Raw genomic sequence first — 16,479 nt, forward strand, 5'->3', positions numbered from 1 at the left:
GATGAGTTTTTTGAAAATTAACACGCTGAGTGTTTGACTGATGACGTCAATTAAAAAGGACGACAAAATGAAAACATTCAACGTTAGTACAAAGAAAGTGTTAGTGGTGGCAATGAGTGCCGCATTACTGACGGGCTTTGCGGGCTGTGAAGACCCAAGATGGGTGGCGAACAAAGTCAGCAAAGCAATGAAAGAGAAAAACTTGTTTGACCATCTTGAGGCGCTCGAAGCAGCTGCCATTCCAACACCAGATGGTAATTCTATTACCCGTGCAGCGGGTACCGATGGTTATGCAAATTCTGTTGACTATATTAAGCAGACGCTGGAAAAACATGGCTACGAGGTGACACTGCAGGAGTTTGATTTCCGCAGTTGGGTTGAACTTGATGGCACGACCCTCAGCGTTAATGGGCAACAACTTGTGCATGTCCGTGATGCGACAGATGACATTCCAGCAGATTACGCCGCCATGTCCTATTCTGGCAGTTCAGATGGTGCAATCAGCGCTGACATCGCTTTTGTTACTCCCGATTTTGATTTTGAATCACCAGATTATGACGACACCGATGGCTGTGAAGCATCGGATTTTGACGGTGTTGATGTGACAGGCAAAGTTGCTGTTATTCAACGCGGTGGCTGTACGTTTGATTCAAAAGTGGTCAACGCCGAAAATGCTGGTGCGGTCGGTGTTATCGTATTTAACCAGGGTAACAACGATGGTCGTAAGAGCGTGGTGAATGGTACTTTGGGTAGCGACTCAGAAGCCACCATTCCAGCGTTTGGAGCACGTTATGACCTCGGTAAAGAATGGTATGACGCGTTGGAGTCAGGTGCCATTACCGCAGCACTTTCTGTTCAAACCGAAGACGAAATTGTGGTGACGGAAAACTTACTGGCTGAAACCAAAGCAGGCGACCCAGATCAGATTGTCATGGTTGGGGCGCACTTGGATTCTGTACCTGAAGGCCCGGGTATTCAGGATAACGGGTCTGGCTCGGCGGCGATTCTTGAATATGCTATCCGCCTCAAGAAAAAAATGAAGCGACTGCCAGTCACCCAGAAAAACAAAGTGCGTTTTGCTTGGTGGGCTGCCGAAGAAGCAGGCCTTGTGGGTTCTGAATACTACACAGGCGAGGTGTTTGGCGCTTACTACGCGGATGCGCAAGCGCAAATCATGGAAGAGTTGGGTATTTCTGACCCGAGTGAGCTGACGGATGAACAGCGTGAGATGGTCGAAGCCCGTTACTTCGAAATCAACCCGATTAAGATGTACCTCAACTTCGACATGATTGCGTCACCTAACTACATCTATGGCGTCATGGATGGCGATTTGTCAGACACCAAAGACAGCCCTGATAACGCTTACCCAGGCGACTTTGAGCCACCAGAAGGCACAGGCCATATTGAAGGTTTGTTCAACGAATTCTTCAATGACAATGACGAGACCACAGTACCTCAAGCCTTGTCAAAGCGTTCAGACTACTCAGGCTTTGCTGATTGGGGCATCGCATTTGGTGGCTTGTTCACCGGTGCAGAGAAAACCAAATCAGCCGAAGAAGTTGAGCAGTTTGGCGGTGAAGTGGATGTTGCCTACGACAAGTGTTATCACCAAGCGTGTGATGACATCAACAACGTGAACAATGTTGCAATGGAAATGAACTCCCGTGCACTGGCTTACGTGGCAACCTTCTATGCGATGAGTGAAGATTTGTATGCTGATGACAAGAACCAACAGGATGCAGCACCAGAAACTCGTACGCTGAGGACACTGGCAGTTCATGATGACCATGAGCACGAACATCGTATCGGGGAGAAGATCAAGTCAGCCTCACGTGAAGTGGCAGACCACGGACACTTCCATGGTGACTTCGACCAAGACCGTAAGTAACACAATGACTTATACAAAAGGGAGCCGTTTGGCTCCCTTTTTTGTCTTCATTTGAATACATTAAGGTGTCAAGTTTTCAGCTATCCTTGCTTTGTTAAAGCAAGGAGCAAACAAATGAAAAAAGTTAAAGTATTAAGGGTGATGCTCTTATCGTCAGTGGCTATGAGTGTGATTGGTTGCGCAGGGACGCCTAAAACGGCCGAAAGTCTTCCAACTGCAAACGGAAATGGAGCTGTTGTAATTCCTATTTCGATGGAAAATACAAACGAAGCGAAAAAGTATCCTTGTCGGTCAATATCTTTTGAAGTTAAGAAGGTATTTCGCGCTCCTGAAGAGTTAGATAAATCAGAAGCGAGAGAGATTTATCTTTTCGACAAGCCTGATTTTGGGCTTATTACAGATCTTGAACCCGGTGAGTATATGTTTGACGAGTTCAAGTGTCATGCAAACTACCGTAGAGTGTTTAATGATGGGCAGTCATATATTAGAAAACGCGCTAGTGTTTACTTTGAGGTTGAGCCGAACACGGTAACTGTTTCAAGTCAGACTTTCGTGGGCGAAAGTGAATACGATGCAACAGGATCATCTTCTTTTAGTGCCCATTTTGAGTATGTCACTGAGCAGGACAAAGAAAAGGCCATCAAAGCTCTGAAAGCAAAAGGGGTTCCAGCTGGTTGGAGCTTCAATTTCTAATCTAATCTTGCATGTGGGCATGCTATTCATTGTGTGCCCTAATCTCCGCTGGCGTCACCCCGAGTTCTCTTACTAGGGCGCGACTTAATGTCCGTCCAGAAGTAAAGCCGAGAGAGAGCGCGATTTTGTCAATAGGGTCATTGGTGTATTTCAAAGCGTTGTAGGCCTTTAAGCGACGCCAGTGGCTAAGGTAAGCGATGGGGGCCATACCCAACGCATCCTGAAAATGGCGAACCAGTGTCGCTTTCGACATACCGACGTGTCTTCCAATCTCTTCGAGTGTCCAGTCTTTACCAGGCTCGCGATGCATCAGCATCAAAGCTTCATGAATGCGTTTATCTTTTACTGCTTTGATAAAACTAAAGCTTTCTGTGGTTTCGTTTAAATAGTGAGACAAAAACTTTAAAAATAACGCTTCTGAAAGTTTATCGACAATAGGATTTTCCCTGTATCCATGCTCCGAAATTTCTTTATCGATGGATATTACGAGGCGCCAAATTGTTGTGTCGTGTCCAATATCCTTGATATGGATAACGGGGGGCAAAGCGTCAACAACCGGGTGGCTGAGTCCGGCATCAAACATGATGAGTCCACACATGAGTTTGTGGGTGGTAGGCCCTTCCTGAAACAGAGGTTTTCCCAGCTCGCAAGCGTCGATGGCGATGTCACTCAGGGTCTTTTTATTGTCGGGAGAGTCCGCTAACCAGTGCGCATCACCTCCCGGTAACAGAAACACATCCATCTCATTTGCGAGAAAAGGCTTATTGCTATCCAACCCTACAAAACAGTTTCCTTTGAGTGCGATATGAAAGCGTGGAAACTCGCGTTTCTCCAGTGCTATGCCCCAAGGTGCACTGAGATCGGAACTGAAGAAAATGCTGCCTTTAAATCTAAGAGTTTCAAAGACATCGGACAGATAATTAAAGGTTTCTTCGCTTTTGATTCGTTGAGGCACCGTTCTGATTCCCTTAGTAACATCATGGCTATGTAATTTAGCTTAGACTAACGCAAGGTGTGCCAAGATGGTGCACCTCAACTGTACTAGAGGTGAGAAAATGGATGTAAAAAACACCAAGGCAGCACTACTAACTGTGGCTTCAATGATTATAGCTGGCGGTTTCGTTTCTACTTCGGCATTTGCCAAAGAGTATTTCACTGTCAAAGACGGTGAACTTCAGAGACCAACCGGCTACCGCGAGTGGGTGTATGTCGGTACGCCTGTGACACCGAATGATATGAACAACGGCAAAGCGGCTTTCCCAGAGCATCACAACGTTTACATTGATCCAGAAAGTTGGGCGGTGTGGAAAGAGAAGGGTGAGTTCAGAGATGGCACCATCATCATCAAAGAGCTCGTCAGTGTGGGAAGCAAGGCTGCAGTCAGTGGTAATGGTTATTTTCAGGGTGACTACATTGGCTTGGAAGCCACCATTAAAAGCAAAAGCCTGAACCCAGATGAGCCGGGTAACTGGTCTTACTACAGCTTTTCAACGCCTGACCATAGTGCGCTGACTGATACTGCGAAAGCTTTTCCTGCAGCAGCTTGTAACGCTTGTCACCAAGCAGCAGCGGCTGATGACTTTGTATTCACTCAGTACTACCCAGTGCTGCGTGCGGGCAAAGCGAAAGGTGAGGCAGCAAGCGGCGGACACAGCTCTAGCCTGAAATAATAAGAAAGTAATGGAGTCATTTATGAAAAAGGCATTTCTTATCGGCTTGCTTGCCACTGGTACAGCGTTTAGTGCGCTTGCTGCGAACGATGCGTTTTCACCTTACGTGGATGAAAAAGGAAACATCAGCTTCCCTAACGATTTCCGAACCAATATGGTCCATTTAGGTTCTTGGTTTGTACCAGAGGGCGGCGCTAGCGGTTTCCATGGTGTGTACACCGAAAAAGAAACGGTGGAAGCGTTTCGAAAAAATGGCAAATTCCCAGACGGTGCAACGCTGGTTAAAGAGTTGCGTGCGCACAACACCGGCAATTATACGACGGGCAGTGGCGTCAGCCATGAGACCGGCGATCTCAAACAGTGGTTTGTGATGGTGAAAGACGGTGAAGGCCGCTTTTCCGATAATGGCTCTTGGGGTGACGGTTGGGGTTGGGCATTGTTCAAAACTGATGACATGACCAAGAACGCCTCAGCAGATTACAAGACTGATTGTCTTGGTTGCCATGTTCCTGCCAAAGCCAATGATTGGATCTACACCGAAGCCTATCCGATTCTTGGCAAGTAACAGAACAGGTTAATCACTATCCCTCGTAAAACAAAGCCAGCTAAAGTGCTGGCTTTTTTAGTCCTAGAGTTTTTATCTAACTTCCCCGGTATGTCGAATACCCATAGGGCGAGACCAGCAATGGGACGTGATAGTGCTGATTGTGGTCGGATACGCCGAAACGAATGACAATCTCATCAAGAAAAGGGATAGCGTCGAGCTGGGCGTTGGAGTGTTGGAAGTAAGAGGCCGTGGCAAACACCAGCTGGTATTGACCAGAAATAAGGTAACCTTCTTCGATGAGAGGTGTATCTGTTCTACCATCATCATTGGTGATGCTTGTGGTCACTGGATGTAAACCTTCGTCATCGATGCGGTACAGTGAGATTTTGACACCTTGTGCTGGCTTTCCCCTAGCGGTGTCGAGAACATGCGTGGTCAGTTTTCCCATTTCACCACCCCAATTTCAAAAGCTCTTGTCTTAACAAAAAATTAGCATTTGCTGCGTTGGCACCCCAACACAAAATGATAAAACTTTGAGCAAGCGCCTAATTCAGTTGAACTTTTAGCATTTTTCAGCAGGTAGAAGACCCGATGGAGAATGGGCAAAAAAGGAAGGCCGGGCCATGATGACCCGGATTCATATCATTACGTGTTCTGCAACACGGGACGCACAACAGGCTTGTCGTTAATCGGCAGGTGGATAAGCGCAGCAGCTATTGCCAGCACCACTGTTGTCCACCAGATAGGTTCATAAGAGCCGTAATAGTCGAATACGCGACCCCCAACCCAGGCACCTATGAAACTGCCGATCTGGTGAGTAAAGAACACCAGACCATAAAGCGTCGACATGTAACGCGCTCCAAAGATCTGACGGACCAAACCAGAAGTCAGCGGCACGGTTCCCAGCCAACAGAAACCAATCGCCGCGCCAAACAAAGTAGCGGTGTGGGTTGTTAGTGGCACGGTGATAAACAAGGTCAATACCACAGCACGCATCATGTACAGCGTGGTCATGACGTAACGTTTATTAAACCTGTCGCCCATTAAGCCCCAGAAATAAGAGCCAAAGATATTGAAGATACCGACATAGGCCAGTGCCATCGCCGCTGTGTTACCCGGCAAACCTTTGTCTGCGATATAGCTCGGCAGGTGAGTCGCAATAAACATGACCTGAAAACCACAGACGAAAAATCCAGCGTGGATCAGCCAATAACCTGGGTGTCTGAACGCTTCGGCCATGGCTTCTTTCAGCGTTTGTTCTGGTTCTGTTTGGCCGGCTGAGGCAGATGAAGGCGCTGCCGTTTTCATAAACACGGCAAAGGCGATCATCAGCGTACAGCACATCGCAAACACTTGCATGGCGGTTTGCCAGTCATAGTTCGCAAGCAGAGACTGAGCGCCAGGGATAACGGCAAACATACCGAACGACCCCATAGCCGTTGTCAGTCCAAACGCTTTTGCGGTGTGTTCTGCCGGTACTACTTTGGCAACAGCTCCCAGCACAATCACGTAGCTGGTCGCACTCAGTCCCAAGCCGATCAGAACACCCATTGATATGTAAAGTACACCAGTGCCTGTGGCCATCGAAGTGAGGTAAAGACCTAGGGCATAAGCTAAACCACCCAGGGTAATGATGCGCTTGGCACCGTATTTGTCTGCTGCTATGCCCACGAAAGGTTGGAAAAGTCCAAACAAAAGGTTTTGAAGGGCGATAGCAAGGCTGAAAAATTCCCGGCCTGACTGAAAGGTGTCTGTGATAGGCATCATGAAGATACCGAAAGATTGCCTGATCCCTAGGCTGATAATCAAAATCCCTATCCCCAGCCACACTAGCAGCGGGAAGCGGAAGATACTCATTAAGTTACCTTTGTTTATTGTGTTGCGTGAGACCCGTGGGCTTGGTGTTGGTCATCCATTTGATGATGTTGATGGCAACCACCATCCACCGCATAGTCGGCAAAAGCGCGTTGTAGAGGAGTGCAATGCTGAACGCTAACCAGAGTGATTGTCAGCACCAGCAACCACCTGACAAGCTGGGCAAAAAGTGATTGTGAATACATGTTGACTCTGCGCGGAAATGGCCAATGGGTTAAAGAAGCGCGTAGGGTAGGGATATTGTGAATATGAAGCAAATGAATTAGATGCAAATAAGCCATGCGCAAAACGCATGGCTTATACCCAAACAACCTGAAGATGCAGGATTCAGGTCGTCTGGGTATATACAAACTTAAAAAAACTGAGAGCTCATTAAGTTGCCGGGCACCATGTATACACGGTATTTACGTCGGTTGCGGGCATTTTGAGAACCTTGTTGCTGCAGCGTATTTCGTTTTGCTTGAGCGCAGCATCCACCGTTTTGCTTGAAGAGAGCTCAGCGAAGTCCAGTATTTGTCCCATAACATGCTCGGGGGATGCGACAAAATCTTCGTAGTTCAGCGTCAGTATATTCAGGTCTAACTCAGAAGCCTCCAACTTGGTGGTTTGAATAAGCTTGTTAAGCTGGAAAGCTGTGCCCGCTACCGCATGACCACGCAGGCGATCGTACTGAGCCAACTCCTGTAACGAATAGGCTCCCCGCCACCAAAGTAGGTTCTTGCCTTGGTATTCCCAATCGTCGGTAGAAATCATTGAATGCACCGTTGAAGCGGGGTCTCGGTTTATATTGATGAACTTGGCATCAGGGAAAATGCTGTGCAGATAGCAAAGGCGTGAGGGGCCAGTGAACCTCAACGCCAAACGGCTTTTATCTGAAAGGGTAACGCGTCGACTCAAAATTTCTCTGATAGATGATATCTCTACCGGGGTGGCATGTTTTCCACGGGAAAAGCCACGGTAAAAGTCGATTTCTTCGCGGGTGTGTTCATCCCAGAAGTTCATGGCTTCCGAAGGCGTGGGAGAAAATTCCCGTGCCAGAGAGCCAAAGAAGGATTTATCCTGCAGCGCTTTATTCCTGAATGCACATTTACGTTTGAAAAGTCGGTGCTGGAAGTCTGATCTAGGGTGTTTTTCAAAGCTCTCGTCAAGCCAACACAGGGCTTCGTGATGCATGACTAAATCTGAGATCAGCGTGACGCCGGAACGTGGTGGTCCGACAAAGATCAACGGCTGCTTCAGGGTAGAGGCTCTGTTCATATCAACACTCCTTCTTGTTTGTAAACAAGAAACAGCAAGTAGAGTGCCAGAGTGATTAAGTTATTAATTCATAGAGATAAAACGGTATGCAATGCGGGAAGCCAACTTGGGTTGCAAAATGAAAATGCGAAATGGCGATTCGACACGAATCGCCGCACGTTATCACTTTAAGGTGTTGTCACTTTTTCCTTGGGCGAGGCAAAAATCGAAAATCAACGAAATGGCCTGCTTTCGATCTCCCTCGCCAAAGCGTTTTAGAGACTCAAGTGCGCTGTCGACAACTTCGTCACCGGCTTTTTCCCTCAGACGCTCAATGAGTTGGGCGAGAAAGTCAGGTGTGAACTCCGGGTGACACTGCATCGTGAGGGCGGTATGAGATTTTTGAGCCATCGCCACGGGACAAAAGTCTGAGCCGGCAATCACTTCAAATCCAGAAGCAGGGGAGAGAACTTGATCCTGATGACAGGCAATCAAATTGAGTTGATCAGAAAGCGGGGTATCTAGCTTGTTTGCTGGGTTTTGAACATTAATGGGATACACGCCCATTCCCCAGCCCTTAGCGGACTTCTCAACCCGTCCCCCTAGCGCATAGTGAATAATTTGGTGTCCAAAGCAGATGCCAATTATAGGGCGATTAAACTCATCACATTCGCGCACAAACTGGGCAACAACTTCAATCCAGGGATCGGTATCATAAACGCCCCATTTACTGCCAGTGACCAGCCAGATATCACATTCGTTGGGGGACGCCGGATAGTCTTCTTCGTGGCAACGATAGCTATGGAATGTAGAGATGCAACTGTCTTCAAACATGCGCTTGAAGGCATCATCGTAATGTCCGTACGTCGGGATGGAGTCAGGGTAGTGGTCGTCACAGAGTAAAATGCCCAGCTTCATGTCGATATTGCACTCCTTGCATGGTTTGTGTGACTGTGAAGGCTTACTGGAAAAGTGAACCTAAAAGAAAGATTTCACCAACCTAATGTGTAAGTAAACGCTAATGACGTACATAAAAAAGCATAAAATATGCTGATTAAGAATATCTGTATGTCGCGCTTTTTAGATATTCATTCATAAATCTGCAAAATGGTTGCAGTGCGTAACTTTATGTACTCAATGGAAAAATTTCTGGTGAATCATCTGCCTGTATCGGATTTACTCACTTTGCTGTTTAAATTATGACTGAATCACTATAAAAACATGCTCTCTTACACAGAATCAAAGTGTTCGGTCTTTTATTGTTGGGTTAAACTCAAGTAAGATGCATCCAAAGTCGAGCGCCATCCCGGCGCATGGCGAGCCAAAATCATAGTGGAGAAACAAGCTTGATTAGTGTTTTCCTTGTAGATGATCACGAGCTGGTTCGCACAGGGATACGCCGTCTTCTTGAAGACGAGCGTGGTGTTAAAGTGGTAGGGGAAGCCGAAAGCGGTGAGGAAGCAGTCAAGTGGTGTCGTGCGAATCATGCAGACATTATCTTGATGGACATGAACATGCCTGGTATTGGCGGTTTGGAAGCGACGCGAAAGCTCCTACGCTATAACCCAGATGCCAAGATTATTGTTCTGACAATTCATACAGAAAATCCATTTCCAACCAAAGTGATGCAAGCCGGTGCCGCTGGCTATCTCACTAAAGGTGCAGGTGCGAGCGAAATGGTGAATGCCATTCGCGCGGTGAACAGTGGTCAGCGCTACATTTCGCCGGAAATTGCACAGCAAATGGCGTTAAGTCAGTTTTCTCCTGCTCAGGAGAATCCTTTCAAAAACCTTTCAGAGCGCGAGCTTCAAATCATGATGATGATTACGAAAGGGCAGAAAGTGACTGACATTTCAGATCAACTGAACCTGAGCCCAAAGACAGTCAACAGCTATCGCTACCGTCTGTTCAGTAAGTTAGGTATCAATGGTGACGTTGAACTGACCCATCTTGCGATTCGTCATGGTATGCTAGACACAGAAACACTTTAACCATTTCTGTTCGCTGTGTTTGATGCCAAAAATTTCCTAAAAACAGTCTCAGACAAACCTGGCGTCTATCGAATGATGGACGCTTCGGGTGAGATCATTTACGTCGGTAAAGCCAAATCTCTCAAGAAGCGGCTTTCCAGCTATTTCCGTACTAATGTCGCTGGAGAGAAGACTCGTGCCTTGGTGAAAAACATCGCCAACGTCGAAGTCACGATCACTCACAGCGAAACAGAAGCACTGATCCTCGAGCACAACCTCATCAAGCAGCACTTGCCGCGTTATAACGTACTGCTTCGTGATGACAAGTCTTATCCGTACATCTTCCTTTCTGCGAGCAAGCATCCGCGAATTGCTGTACATCGTGGCGCGAAAAAGCGTAAAGGTGAGTACTTTGGTCCGTTTCCTGATGCGGGCGCGGTACGCCAAAGCCTGTATTTACTGCAGAAAATTTTCCCCATCCGCCAGTGCGAAGATTCCGTTTATGCCAACCGCACCCGCCCATGTTTGATGTATCAAATCAAACGCTGTGCTGGCCCTTGTGTGAAAGGCATTATTCCCGATGAAGATTACGATGAGCTGGTGAATTTCACTCGCCTGTTCCTGCAAGGCAAAGACAGGCAGGTGATTGCTTCGCTGGTGGAGAAGATGGAAGGCGCAAGCCAGGCGTTGCAGTTTGAAAAAGCGGCTGAATATCGTGACCAGATTCAGGCCCTGCGCCGCGTCCAGGAGCAACAATTTGTTTCGCAAGACAGCGATGACGATCTGGATGCTATCGGCGTTTCCATCGAAAACGGTGTGGCCTGTATCCACGTACTTTTCCTGCGTCAGGGTAAAGTGCTTGGTAGCCGCAGCTACTTCCCGAAAATGCCAGCTGATACCGATGTGAATGAGTTGGTTTCGAGCTTTATCGGCCAGTTCTATGTGAAACAGGCTGAAGGAAACACGATTCCAACCAGCATTTTGATTGGCCAAGACTTGGGTGACGAGTTGGCCGATCTGGCAACCGCGTTGTCTGACATCGCAGGCCGCAAAGTGAACCTGCAATGCAAACCTCGCGGTGCACGCGCCCGTTTCCTAAAGCTTGCCCAGACCAATGCTGCGACTGCACTCACCAGCAAAATCAACCATAAGATGACCATTCATAACCGGTTCAGCGTGCTGTCAGAAGCGCTGGAACTGGAGTCAGTGAAACGCATGGAATGTTTCGACATCAGCCACACCATGGGTGAGCAGACTGTCGCCTCATGCGTGGTGTTTAATCAGGATGGGCCGGTGAAGCAGGAATATCGACGCTACAACATTACCGGCATTACCGGTGGCGATGACTATGCGGCAATGGCGCAAGTGCTAGAGCGCCGCTATAGCAAGCAGGTCGACCCTGAAAAGATCCCCGACATCATTTTGATTGATGGTGGTAAAGGGCAGCTCAACCGTGCTTGGGAAGTGGTGAAGCCGCTGCTTGCCGACTGGCCGAAACATCCGTTGTTACTGGGTGTGGCAAAAGGGACAACTCGACGCCCGGGTCTTGAAACCTTGATTAAGGTGACGGGTGAAGAGTTTTCTATGCCTTCTGATTCACCCGCGTTGCACCTCATCCAACATATCCGCGATGAGAGCCACAACCATGCCATTTCCGGCCACAGAGCGAAACGCGCAAAAGCTCGCAAGAGCAGTGTGTTGCAGGAAATTGAAGGCGTAGGGCCGAAACGCCGTCAGGCGTTGCTCAAATACATGGGTGGAATTCAGGAACTTAAGCGGGCTTCTGTTGAAGAAATCGCCAAAGTGCCGGGTATAAGTCGTGTTTTGGCCGAGAAGATTCATTCGTCATTGCAACAGCAATGACTTTCAAGCACCATAGGCCGTCACTCACAAAGTATTATAAGTATGCGACTGAATATCCCCATTATCCTGACCCTTATACGCATCGCATTAATCCCCGTTTTTGTTATCGCGTTCTATCTGCCTTATGAATGGTCAGCTTTCGCTGCTGCTCTCATCTTTGTCATCGCCGGTGCGACTGACTGGCTGGACGGTTATCTGGCCCGTACCCTTGGACAAACTACCCGTTTTGGTGCCTTCCTTGACCCCGTGGCCGACAAAGTCATGGTGGCAATTGCCCTGGTGCTGATTGCTGAACATTACAATTCTATTTGGGTGACGATTCCGGCGGCGACGATGATTGCCCGTGAAGTGATTATTTCCGCGTTGCGTGAGTGGATGGCAGAATTGGGTAAACGCGCCAGTGTGGCGGTTTCCTGGGTGGGGAAATTCAAAACAGCGGCGCAGATGTTTGCTCTGACTATGCTTCTTTGGCGCGACAGTGAGTGGGTGATTTACGTAGGTTATGCGGCGCTTTACATCGCGACAGCGCTGACTTACTGGTCGATGTACCAGTATCTACTGGCTGCAAAAGATGATTTGCTGAACGCCGATAACTAAACCCGAATCCAATGAAAAGGCCGCAATCGCGGCCTTTTTTGTTTCTGTTGTTTCCAGTGTCAACAGACTTTAGGGGACAACTGGCACTCAATGCCGACTAGCTGACTTTCGGGAAAATCATCACAAAGGCAGCACCTTCCAGTTCGGAATCAATCACACGGATTGAGCCGCCATAACTTTCGACGATTTCGTCACATACCGCCAATCCGATGCCCGTGCCCGGGTTAAGTTGGTCTGCCCGCACCCCGCGTTGGAAAATAGACTCACGCAAAGATTCTTCTACGCCCAATCCATCGTCTTCGATGGTCAGCACATAGTGATCTGAGGCCTCGCTGCTTGAGATTCGCACCTCGCTGATACAAAAACGGAATGCGTTTTCCAGAAGGTTGCCGAGTAGCTCGGTTAAATCCGCTTTGTTGAGCGGCAGAGAAGGCAATGCTTCCAAACGGGTAGTGATATTTACTGGCTTATCACTGTAGACCTTGGCGAACATGCCAGTGAGACTGTCTAACACAGGTTTGAGCTCGGTTTTTTCGCGAACCAGACCTCGTTGCCCCACCAATGCGCGTTTCAGTTGATACTGCACCATGTCATCCATTTGGCTGACTTGCTCAATGATGCGTTTGCTCATGGCTTCGCGGCTTAAGGTGTTGTCGTCCAATAGCGCATTGGTAGCGGCAAGGCGGCTTTTCAGACTATGGGCGAGATCATCCATCGCATGACGATAGCGTTGGGTTTGCTCTTTTCTTAGGGTGATCATCCGGTTCAGCGCGTCCGTGACATCTCCTAATTCTTTGGGGTAATCCGAATCCAGTTTTTCGCGGCGGGATTCCGCGATTTCATTCAGCTCACCTGCGAGTTTTCTTAGCGGACTGAAGCTCCAGTATGACGCGGCATAAAGTAAACCTGTGGCAATCGAAAACAGTAGCCCCATGTATAACCAAGTCTTACGTCTTATCTGAGACAAACTTTCCAGTTGGGCGCTGACTTCACGAAGTACAAAGAATGCTTCTTCTGTCGAGTAAGTCGCTTCTGAGATAACGTGGACGACATATGGCAGTTCGTTGTAGTAGATGAGGTCTGGGCCAGAAAGAGAGTAGGGAATGTGGTGGCAGACATTGTTCATGCCGTTATCGCGCGCGCCGTAAGACATCCAGGAAGCATTGCCGTCACGTTCACAGATAAACGCCAGATAGTTGGTTTGCTTGGTGGTAGGAGTGGGAATGGGTTGATCGCGATGTGGTGCGTTCTCACCGAGTTGTAACATGTTGTCTTGTCTAAGCTCGCCAATGATATGCGGGACTTCTGTCACCAAATCGGCGGAGTACATCGCAATGTAGCTTTTGACATAAATTTGGTTAATCACCACACCAAGCCCTAACGAGAAGGCAAGGATGATGGCAATGGACGTGACCATCACCCGCTTGTGGATTTCGGGCATCATGTTGCGCGTCATATCAGGTCACCTGAAGTTCAAAAATGTAGCCCTGACCACGTACGGTAGAAATCGGATTATCTTGTCCGGCCTGAGTGAGCTTTTTGCGAAGGCGGCTCATCATGACCTCAATGGTGTTTGGGTCACCTTCCTGATCTTGATAAAGCACATCCAGCAGGCGCTGCTTGGAAACGACCTGACGATTGTGGCGCACCATGTATTCCAGTAAATCGTACTCAAAGGCGGTGAGATCAACAGGGGCATCATCAACGGTGACTTTCTTCGCCAGTAAATCCATGGTGATTTTATCGGCTTTGATTTCTGGCTTCACAAACCCGGCGCTGCGACGAACTAATGCATTAAGACGAGCGACCAGTTCTTCTTTCTGAAATGGCTTGACCAGATAGTCATCCGCTCCAGCATCTAACCCAGATACCTTGTCTTGCCAGTTCGCGCGGCCAGTCAGAATGAGAATGGGCATACGGATTTCGGCGCGTCGAATATCTCGGATAAGGCTCAGGCCGTCTCGGTCAGGCAGGCCGAGGTCAACAATGGCAATGTCGTTGGGGTAATCTTTGGCGACGAAAAGGCCTTCAGATGCGGTTTTGGCGCAGTGAACCTGATTGCCCAGTTCAGACAGTTCAGTTTTTAGATGATGACTCAATAGAGGATCGTCTTCGACGATAAGAATGCGCATAAACCGTTACCTTTACTTTGTTTTCCGAATACCAGCTTAACGATGATAACGCGCAAAACGTTGCGCTGATGCAAACAACCTGCGGGTTTGTTACTGACGTGCAGGAAGATTCAGCAAACAGTGTAACTTCTGTTCGCTGAATCATTGCTGACTGCTTTGCCGGATATGCGAGGAGACTATGAGGATTAGGGCTATCAGACCCTAATACCAACAACTCCTAAGTCAGAATAACGAGAAGGGTGCCTGCAAACGTCAGTAAAACGTTGGCGATGGCGTAGGTACCTGCATAGCCGAGAGCAGGAATGGTGCTTCGCGCATGTTGGTTAATCATGTCCATGGCTGGTGCACAGGTACGCGCACCAATGATCGCGCCAAATAGCAGCGCACGGTTCATGTTGAGAATGTATGCACCGACCAGATACGCCAGTATTACCGGCACCACGCTCACAGCCAGTGCACCAAACATGATGGTGAAACCCATTTGCTGCAGGTATTCAATCAAGTTGCCACCTGCGCTCAAACCCACGCCGACCATAAAGGTCATCAGGCCCAGCTCTTTCAGCATGTTGATGGCACCTTGCGGCACGTAACCGAAAGTTGGGTGGTTAGCACGCAGGAAGCCCAGCAAAATACCGGCAATCAGCAGACCCGACGCATTACCTAAGCCCAGGGTCATCTGGCCGAAGGTCATGGTGATCAAACCAAAAATCAGGCCGAAGATGAAGAAAGAACAGAACGCCAACATGTCTGAAACCTGACTGTGAATCGAAATAAAGCCGATTCGTTCAGCAAGTCCCATAACGCGGCGCTTCTCACCACTGACCTGCAGTACATCCCCTTTAGACAGCAAGATGTTGTGGTCCATTGGCATTTCGATTTGCGCACGGACAACGCGGTTTAAGAAACAGCCATACTCAGACAAATTCAAATCTGATAGGCGCTTTCCAATGATGGCGTCGTTCTTAACCACGATTTCTTCTTCAACCACACGAAGGTCCAGCAGGTCACGGTCGAATACCTCTTTCCCGTTTCGAAAAGAAGGGTCGAGTCGGGCGTGGCTATCCGGGTAACCTACCAGTGCGATTTCATCACCTTCCTGCAAAATGGCGTCACCATCGGGGTTGGCGAGAATACCGTTACGGCGGATACGTTCTATATAGCAACCGGTTTGACGGTAAATACCCAGCTCACGAAGGTTACGGCCATCGACCCAGTTGATCAGCTCAGGTCCGACGCGATACGCTCGGATTATCGGCAGGTAAACTTTGCGCTGTGAAGAGTTACCCAGCCCGCGTTCCATCGCAATCTTTTGCGCAGAATGCTCAAGATTCTCCTTTTGCAGCTTCGGCATAAAGTTCGCCAACACAATAAGGCTGATAAGACCGACAAGGTATGCCAGTGCATAACCGACGCTCAGGTTATCAATCATGCCTGCCAGTTGGTCTGGGGTAAAAGAGCCCCCCAAGCCTGCGTTTAAAGCATCTTTCGCACCTACCAATACCGGTGTTGCTGTCATCGCTCCCGCCATCATGCCGGTTGCAATACTGCCGTCTACGCCAAACTGGTACTTCATCAACAGAGTGATACCCACGGAGGTACTCAGCACTGTAAATGCAAGGACGAGATAAGATTTACCGTCGCGGAAGAAGATGCCAAAAAAGTTTGGGCCAGCTTCAATGCCTACACAGAAAATGAACAGCATAAAGCCGATGTTCAGTGCTTCTGGGCTGAACGAAAAGCCTGCATGCCCGAAAGATAAGGCGGTCACCAGCACACCAATAGAGTTACCAAACTGGAAGCTGCCGATTCTGATTTTGCCGATGGTGAGGCCAATGGCCAAAACAACGAAAAGGAGGAGGATGTCGTTATTAACAAGCAGGTTGTAGACGTCTATGTTCACTGAACAGTAATCCGCGCACGGGTCAAGGGAAATTCTGGGGCGCCATTATACTCATTTGCAATGAAATGTAATGGAAACTCGCATGAAAAATAGTATTAAATTTTGCTG

Annotated in this window: 15 protein-coding genes; 7 read left to right on the forward strand and 8 right to left on the reverse strand. The window is 48.4% G+C overall.

Features of this window, described 5'->3' with window-relative positions; translation table 11 throughout:
* Positions 1-67: 67 nt before the first annotated feature.
* Entirely contained in the window at positions 68-1,888 is a 1,821-nt protein-coding gene (locus QL223_RS15430; RefSeq protein WP_281545228.1) for a M28 family metallopeptidase, read from the forward strand.
* A 114-nt stretch (positions 1,889-2,002) separates the two neighbouring features.
* Entirely contained in the window at positions 2,003-2,581 is a 579-nt protein-coding gene (locus QL223_RS15435; protein WP_039850421.1) for a hypothetical protein, read from the forward strand.
* A gap of 22 nt (positions 2,582-2,603) precedes the next feature.
* Here the strand turns inward: QL223_RS15435 and QL223_RS15440 are convergent, their stop codons facing one another.
* A complete protein-coding gene (locus QL223_RS15440; RefSeq protein ID WP_002541336.1) occupies positions 2,604-3,536 on the reverse strand; it encodes an AraC family transcriptional regulator in 933 nt (310 codons plus the stop codon).
* A 100-nt stretch (positions 3,537-3,636) separates the two neighbouring features.
* On the opposite strand from QL223_RS15440, the gene QL223_RS15445 reads away from it, so the two are divergent.
* Together QL223_RS15445 and QL223_RS15450 are read left to right on the forward strand one after the other, a co-directional pair.
* Entirely contained in the window at positions 3,637-4,251 is a 615-nt protein-coding gene (locus QL223_RS15445; RefSeq protein WP_002541337.1) for a cytochrome P460 family protein, read from the forward strand.
* 22 nt (positions 4,252-4,273) lie between these two features.
* Positions 4,274-4,816, forward strand: a complete 543-nt coding sequence (locus tag QL223_RS15450) for a cytochrome P460 family protein (RefSeq protein WP_002541338.1) — start codon at positions 4,274-4,276, stop codon at positions 4,814-4,816.
* 76 nt (positions 4,817-4,892) lie between these two features.
* Here QL223_RS15450 and uraH read toward each other — a convergent pair whose 3' ends face one another.
* The 4 genes from uraH to QL223_RS15475 all read right to left on the reverse strand — a co-directional run bounded on the left by uraH (position 4,893) and on the right by QL223_RS15475 (position 8,827).
* Positions 4,893-5,246 (reverse strand): hydroxyisourate hydrolase, encoded by a 354-nt coding sequence (gene uraH, locus QL223_RS15455; protein ID WP_002541339.1) that lies wholly within the window; start codon positions 5,244-5,246, stop codon positions 4,893-4,895.
* 197 nt (positions 5,247-5,443) lie between these two features.
* Positions 5,444-6,655: an MFS transporter gene (locus QL223_RS15460; protein WP_281545229.1), complete on the reverse strand. Its 1,212-nt coding sequence runs from the start codon at positions 6,653-6,655 to the stop codon at positions 5,444-5,446.
* Positions 6,656-7,045: 390 nt separating this feature from the next.
* Positions 7,046-7,930, reverse strand: a complete 885-nt coding sequence (locus QL223_RS15470) for a sulfotransferase (protein ID WP_002541344.1) — start codon at positions 7,928-7,930, stop codon at positions 7,046-7,048.
* Positions 7,931-8,092: 162 nt separating this feature from the next.
* Complete coding sequence (locus QL223_RS15475; RefSeq protein WP_002541345.1) at positions 8,093-8,827, reverse strand: gamma-glutamyl-gamma-aminobutyrate hydrolase family protein; 735 nt, start codon at positions 8,825-8,827, stop codon at positions 8,093-8,095.
* Between the two features lie 428 nt (positions 8,828-9,255).
* On the opposite strand from QL223_RS15475, the gene uvrY reads away from it, so the two are divergent.
* Genes uvrY through pgsA form a run of 3 tightly spaced genes read left to right on the forward strand, consistent with a single transcriptional unit; the run spans position 9,256 to position 12,339 of the window.
* Positions 9,256-9,900 carry a UvrY/SirA/GacA family response regulator transcription factor gene (gene uvrY, locus QL223_RS15480; protein WP_002541347.1) on the forward strand — a complete coding sequence of 215 codons (645 nt, stop codon included), beginning with the start codon at positions 9,256-9,258 and terminating at the stop codon, positions 9,898-9,900.
* Positions 9,901-9,906: 6 nt separating this feature from the next.
* Complete coding sequence (gene uvrC, locus QL223_RS15485) at positions 9,907-11,742, forward strand: excinuclease ABC subunit UvrC (protein ID WP_275041002.1); 1,836 nt, start codon at positions 9,907-9,909, stop codon at positions 11,740-11,742.
* A gap of 42 nt (positions 11,743-11,784) precedes the next feature.
* Positions 11,785-12,339 carry a CDP-diacylglycerol--glycerol-3-phosphate 3-phosphatidyltransferase gene (pgsA, locus tag QL223_RS15490; protein WP_002541349.1) on the forward strand — a complete coding sequence of 185 codons (555 nt, stop codon included), beginning with the start codon at positions 11,785-11,787 and terminating at the stop codon, positions 12,337-12,339.
* A gap of 97 nt (positions 12,340-12,436) precedes the next feature.
* On the opposite strand, the gene QL223_RS15495 is transcribed toward pgsA, so the two are convergent.
* The 3 genes from QL223_RS15495 to QL223_RS15505 all read right to left on the reverse strand — a co-directional run bounded on the left by QL223_RS15495 (position 12,437) and on the right by QL223_RS15505 (position 16,371).
* Complete coding sequence (locus tag QL223_RS15495) at positions 12,437-13,795, reverse strand: ATP-binding protein (RefSeq protein ID WP_002541350.1); 1,359 nt, start codon at positions 13,793-13,795, stop codon at positions 12,437-12,439.
* Between the two features lies 1 nt (position 13,796).
* Positions 13,797-14,471, reverse strand: a complete 675-nt coding sequence (locus QL223_RS15500) for a response regulator (RefSeq protein ID WP_002541351.1) — start codon at positions 14,469-14,471, stop codon at positions 13,797-13,799.
* A gap of 217 nt (positions 14,472-14,688) precedes the next feature.
* Positions 14,689-16,371, reverse strand: a complete 1,683-nt coding sequence (locus tag QL223_RS15505) for an aspartate:alanine antiporter (RefSeq protein WP_002541353.1) — start codon at positions 16,369-16,371, stop codon at positions 14,689-14,691.
* Positions 16,372-16,479: the final 108 nt, after the last annotated feature.

The sequence above is a fragment of the Grimontia sp. SpTr1 genome (assembly GCF_947387585.1).
Taxonomy (GTDB): Bacteria; Pseudomonadota; Gammaproteobacteria; order Enterobacterales; family Vibrionaceae; genus Enterovibrio; species Enterovibrio indicus.

Coding starts and splice junctions, on each gene's coding strand:
- QL223_RS15500 (WP_002541351.1), bottom strand. CDS start 14,471: ATGCGCATTCTTATCGTCGAAGACGATCCTCTATTGAGTCATCATCTA.
- QL223_RS15460 (WP_281545229.1), bottom strand. CDS start 6,655: ATGAGTATCTTCCGCTTCCCGCTGCTAGTGTGGCTGGGGATAGGGATT.
- QL223_RS15495 (WP_002541350.1), bottom strand. CDS start 13,795: ATGACGCGCAACATGATGCCCGAAATCCACAAGCGGGTGATGGTCACG.
- QL223_RS15475 (WP_002541345.1), bottom strand. CDS start 8,827: ATGAAGCTGGGCATTTTACTCTGTGACGACCACTACCCTGACTCCATC.
- QL223_RS15435 (WP_039850421.1), top strand. CDS start 2,003: ATGAAAAAAGTTAAAGTATTAAGGGTGATGCTCTTATCGTCAGTGGCT.
- uraH (WP_002541339.1), bottom strand. CDS start 5,246: ATGGGAAAACTGACCACGCATGTTCTCGACACCGCTAGGGGAAAGCCA.
- QL223_RS15445 (WP_002541337.1), top strand. CDS start 3,637: ATGGATGTAAAAAACACCAAGGCAGCACTACTAACTGTGGCTTCAATG.
- QL223_RS15470 (WP_002541344.1), bottom strand. CDS start 7,930: ATGAACAGAGCCTCTACCCTGAAGCAGCCGTTGATCTTTGTCGGACCA.
- QL223_RS15450 (WP_002541338.1), top strand. CDS start 4,274: ATGAAAAAGGCATTTCTTATCGGCTTGCTTGCCACTGGTACAGCGTTT.
- QL223_RS15430 (WP_281545228.1), top strand. CDS start 68: ATGAAAACATTCAACGTTAGTACAAAGAAAGTGTTAGTGGTGGCAATG.
- pgsA (WP_002541349.1), top strand. CDS start 11,785: ATGCGACTGAATATCCCCATTATCCTGACCCTTATACGCATCGCATTA.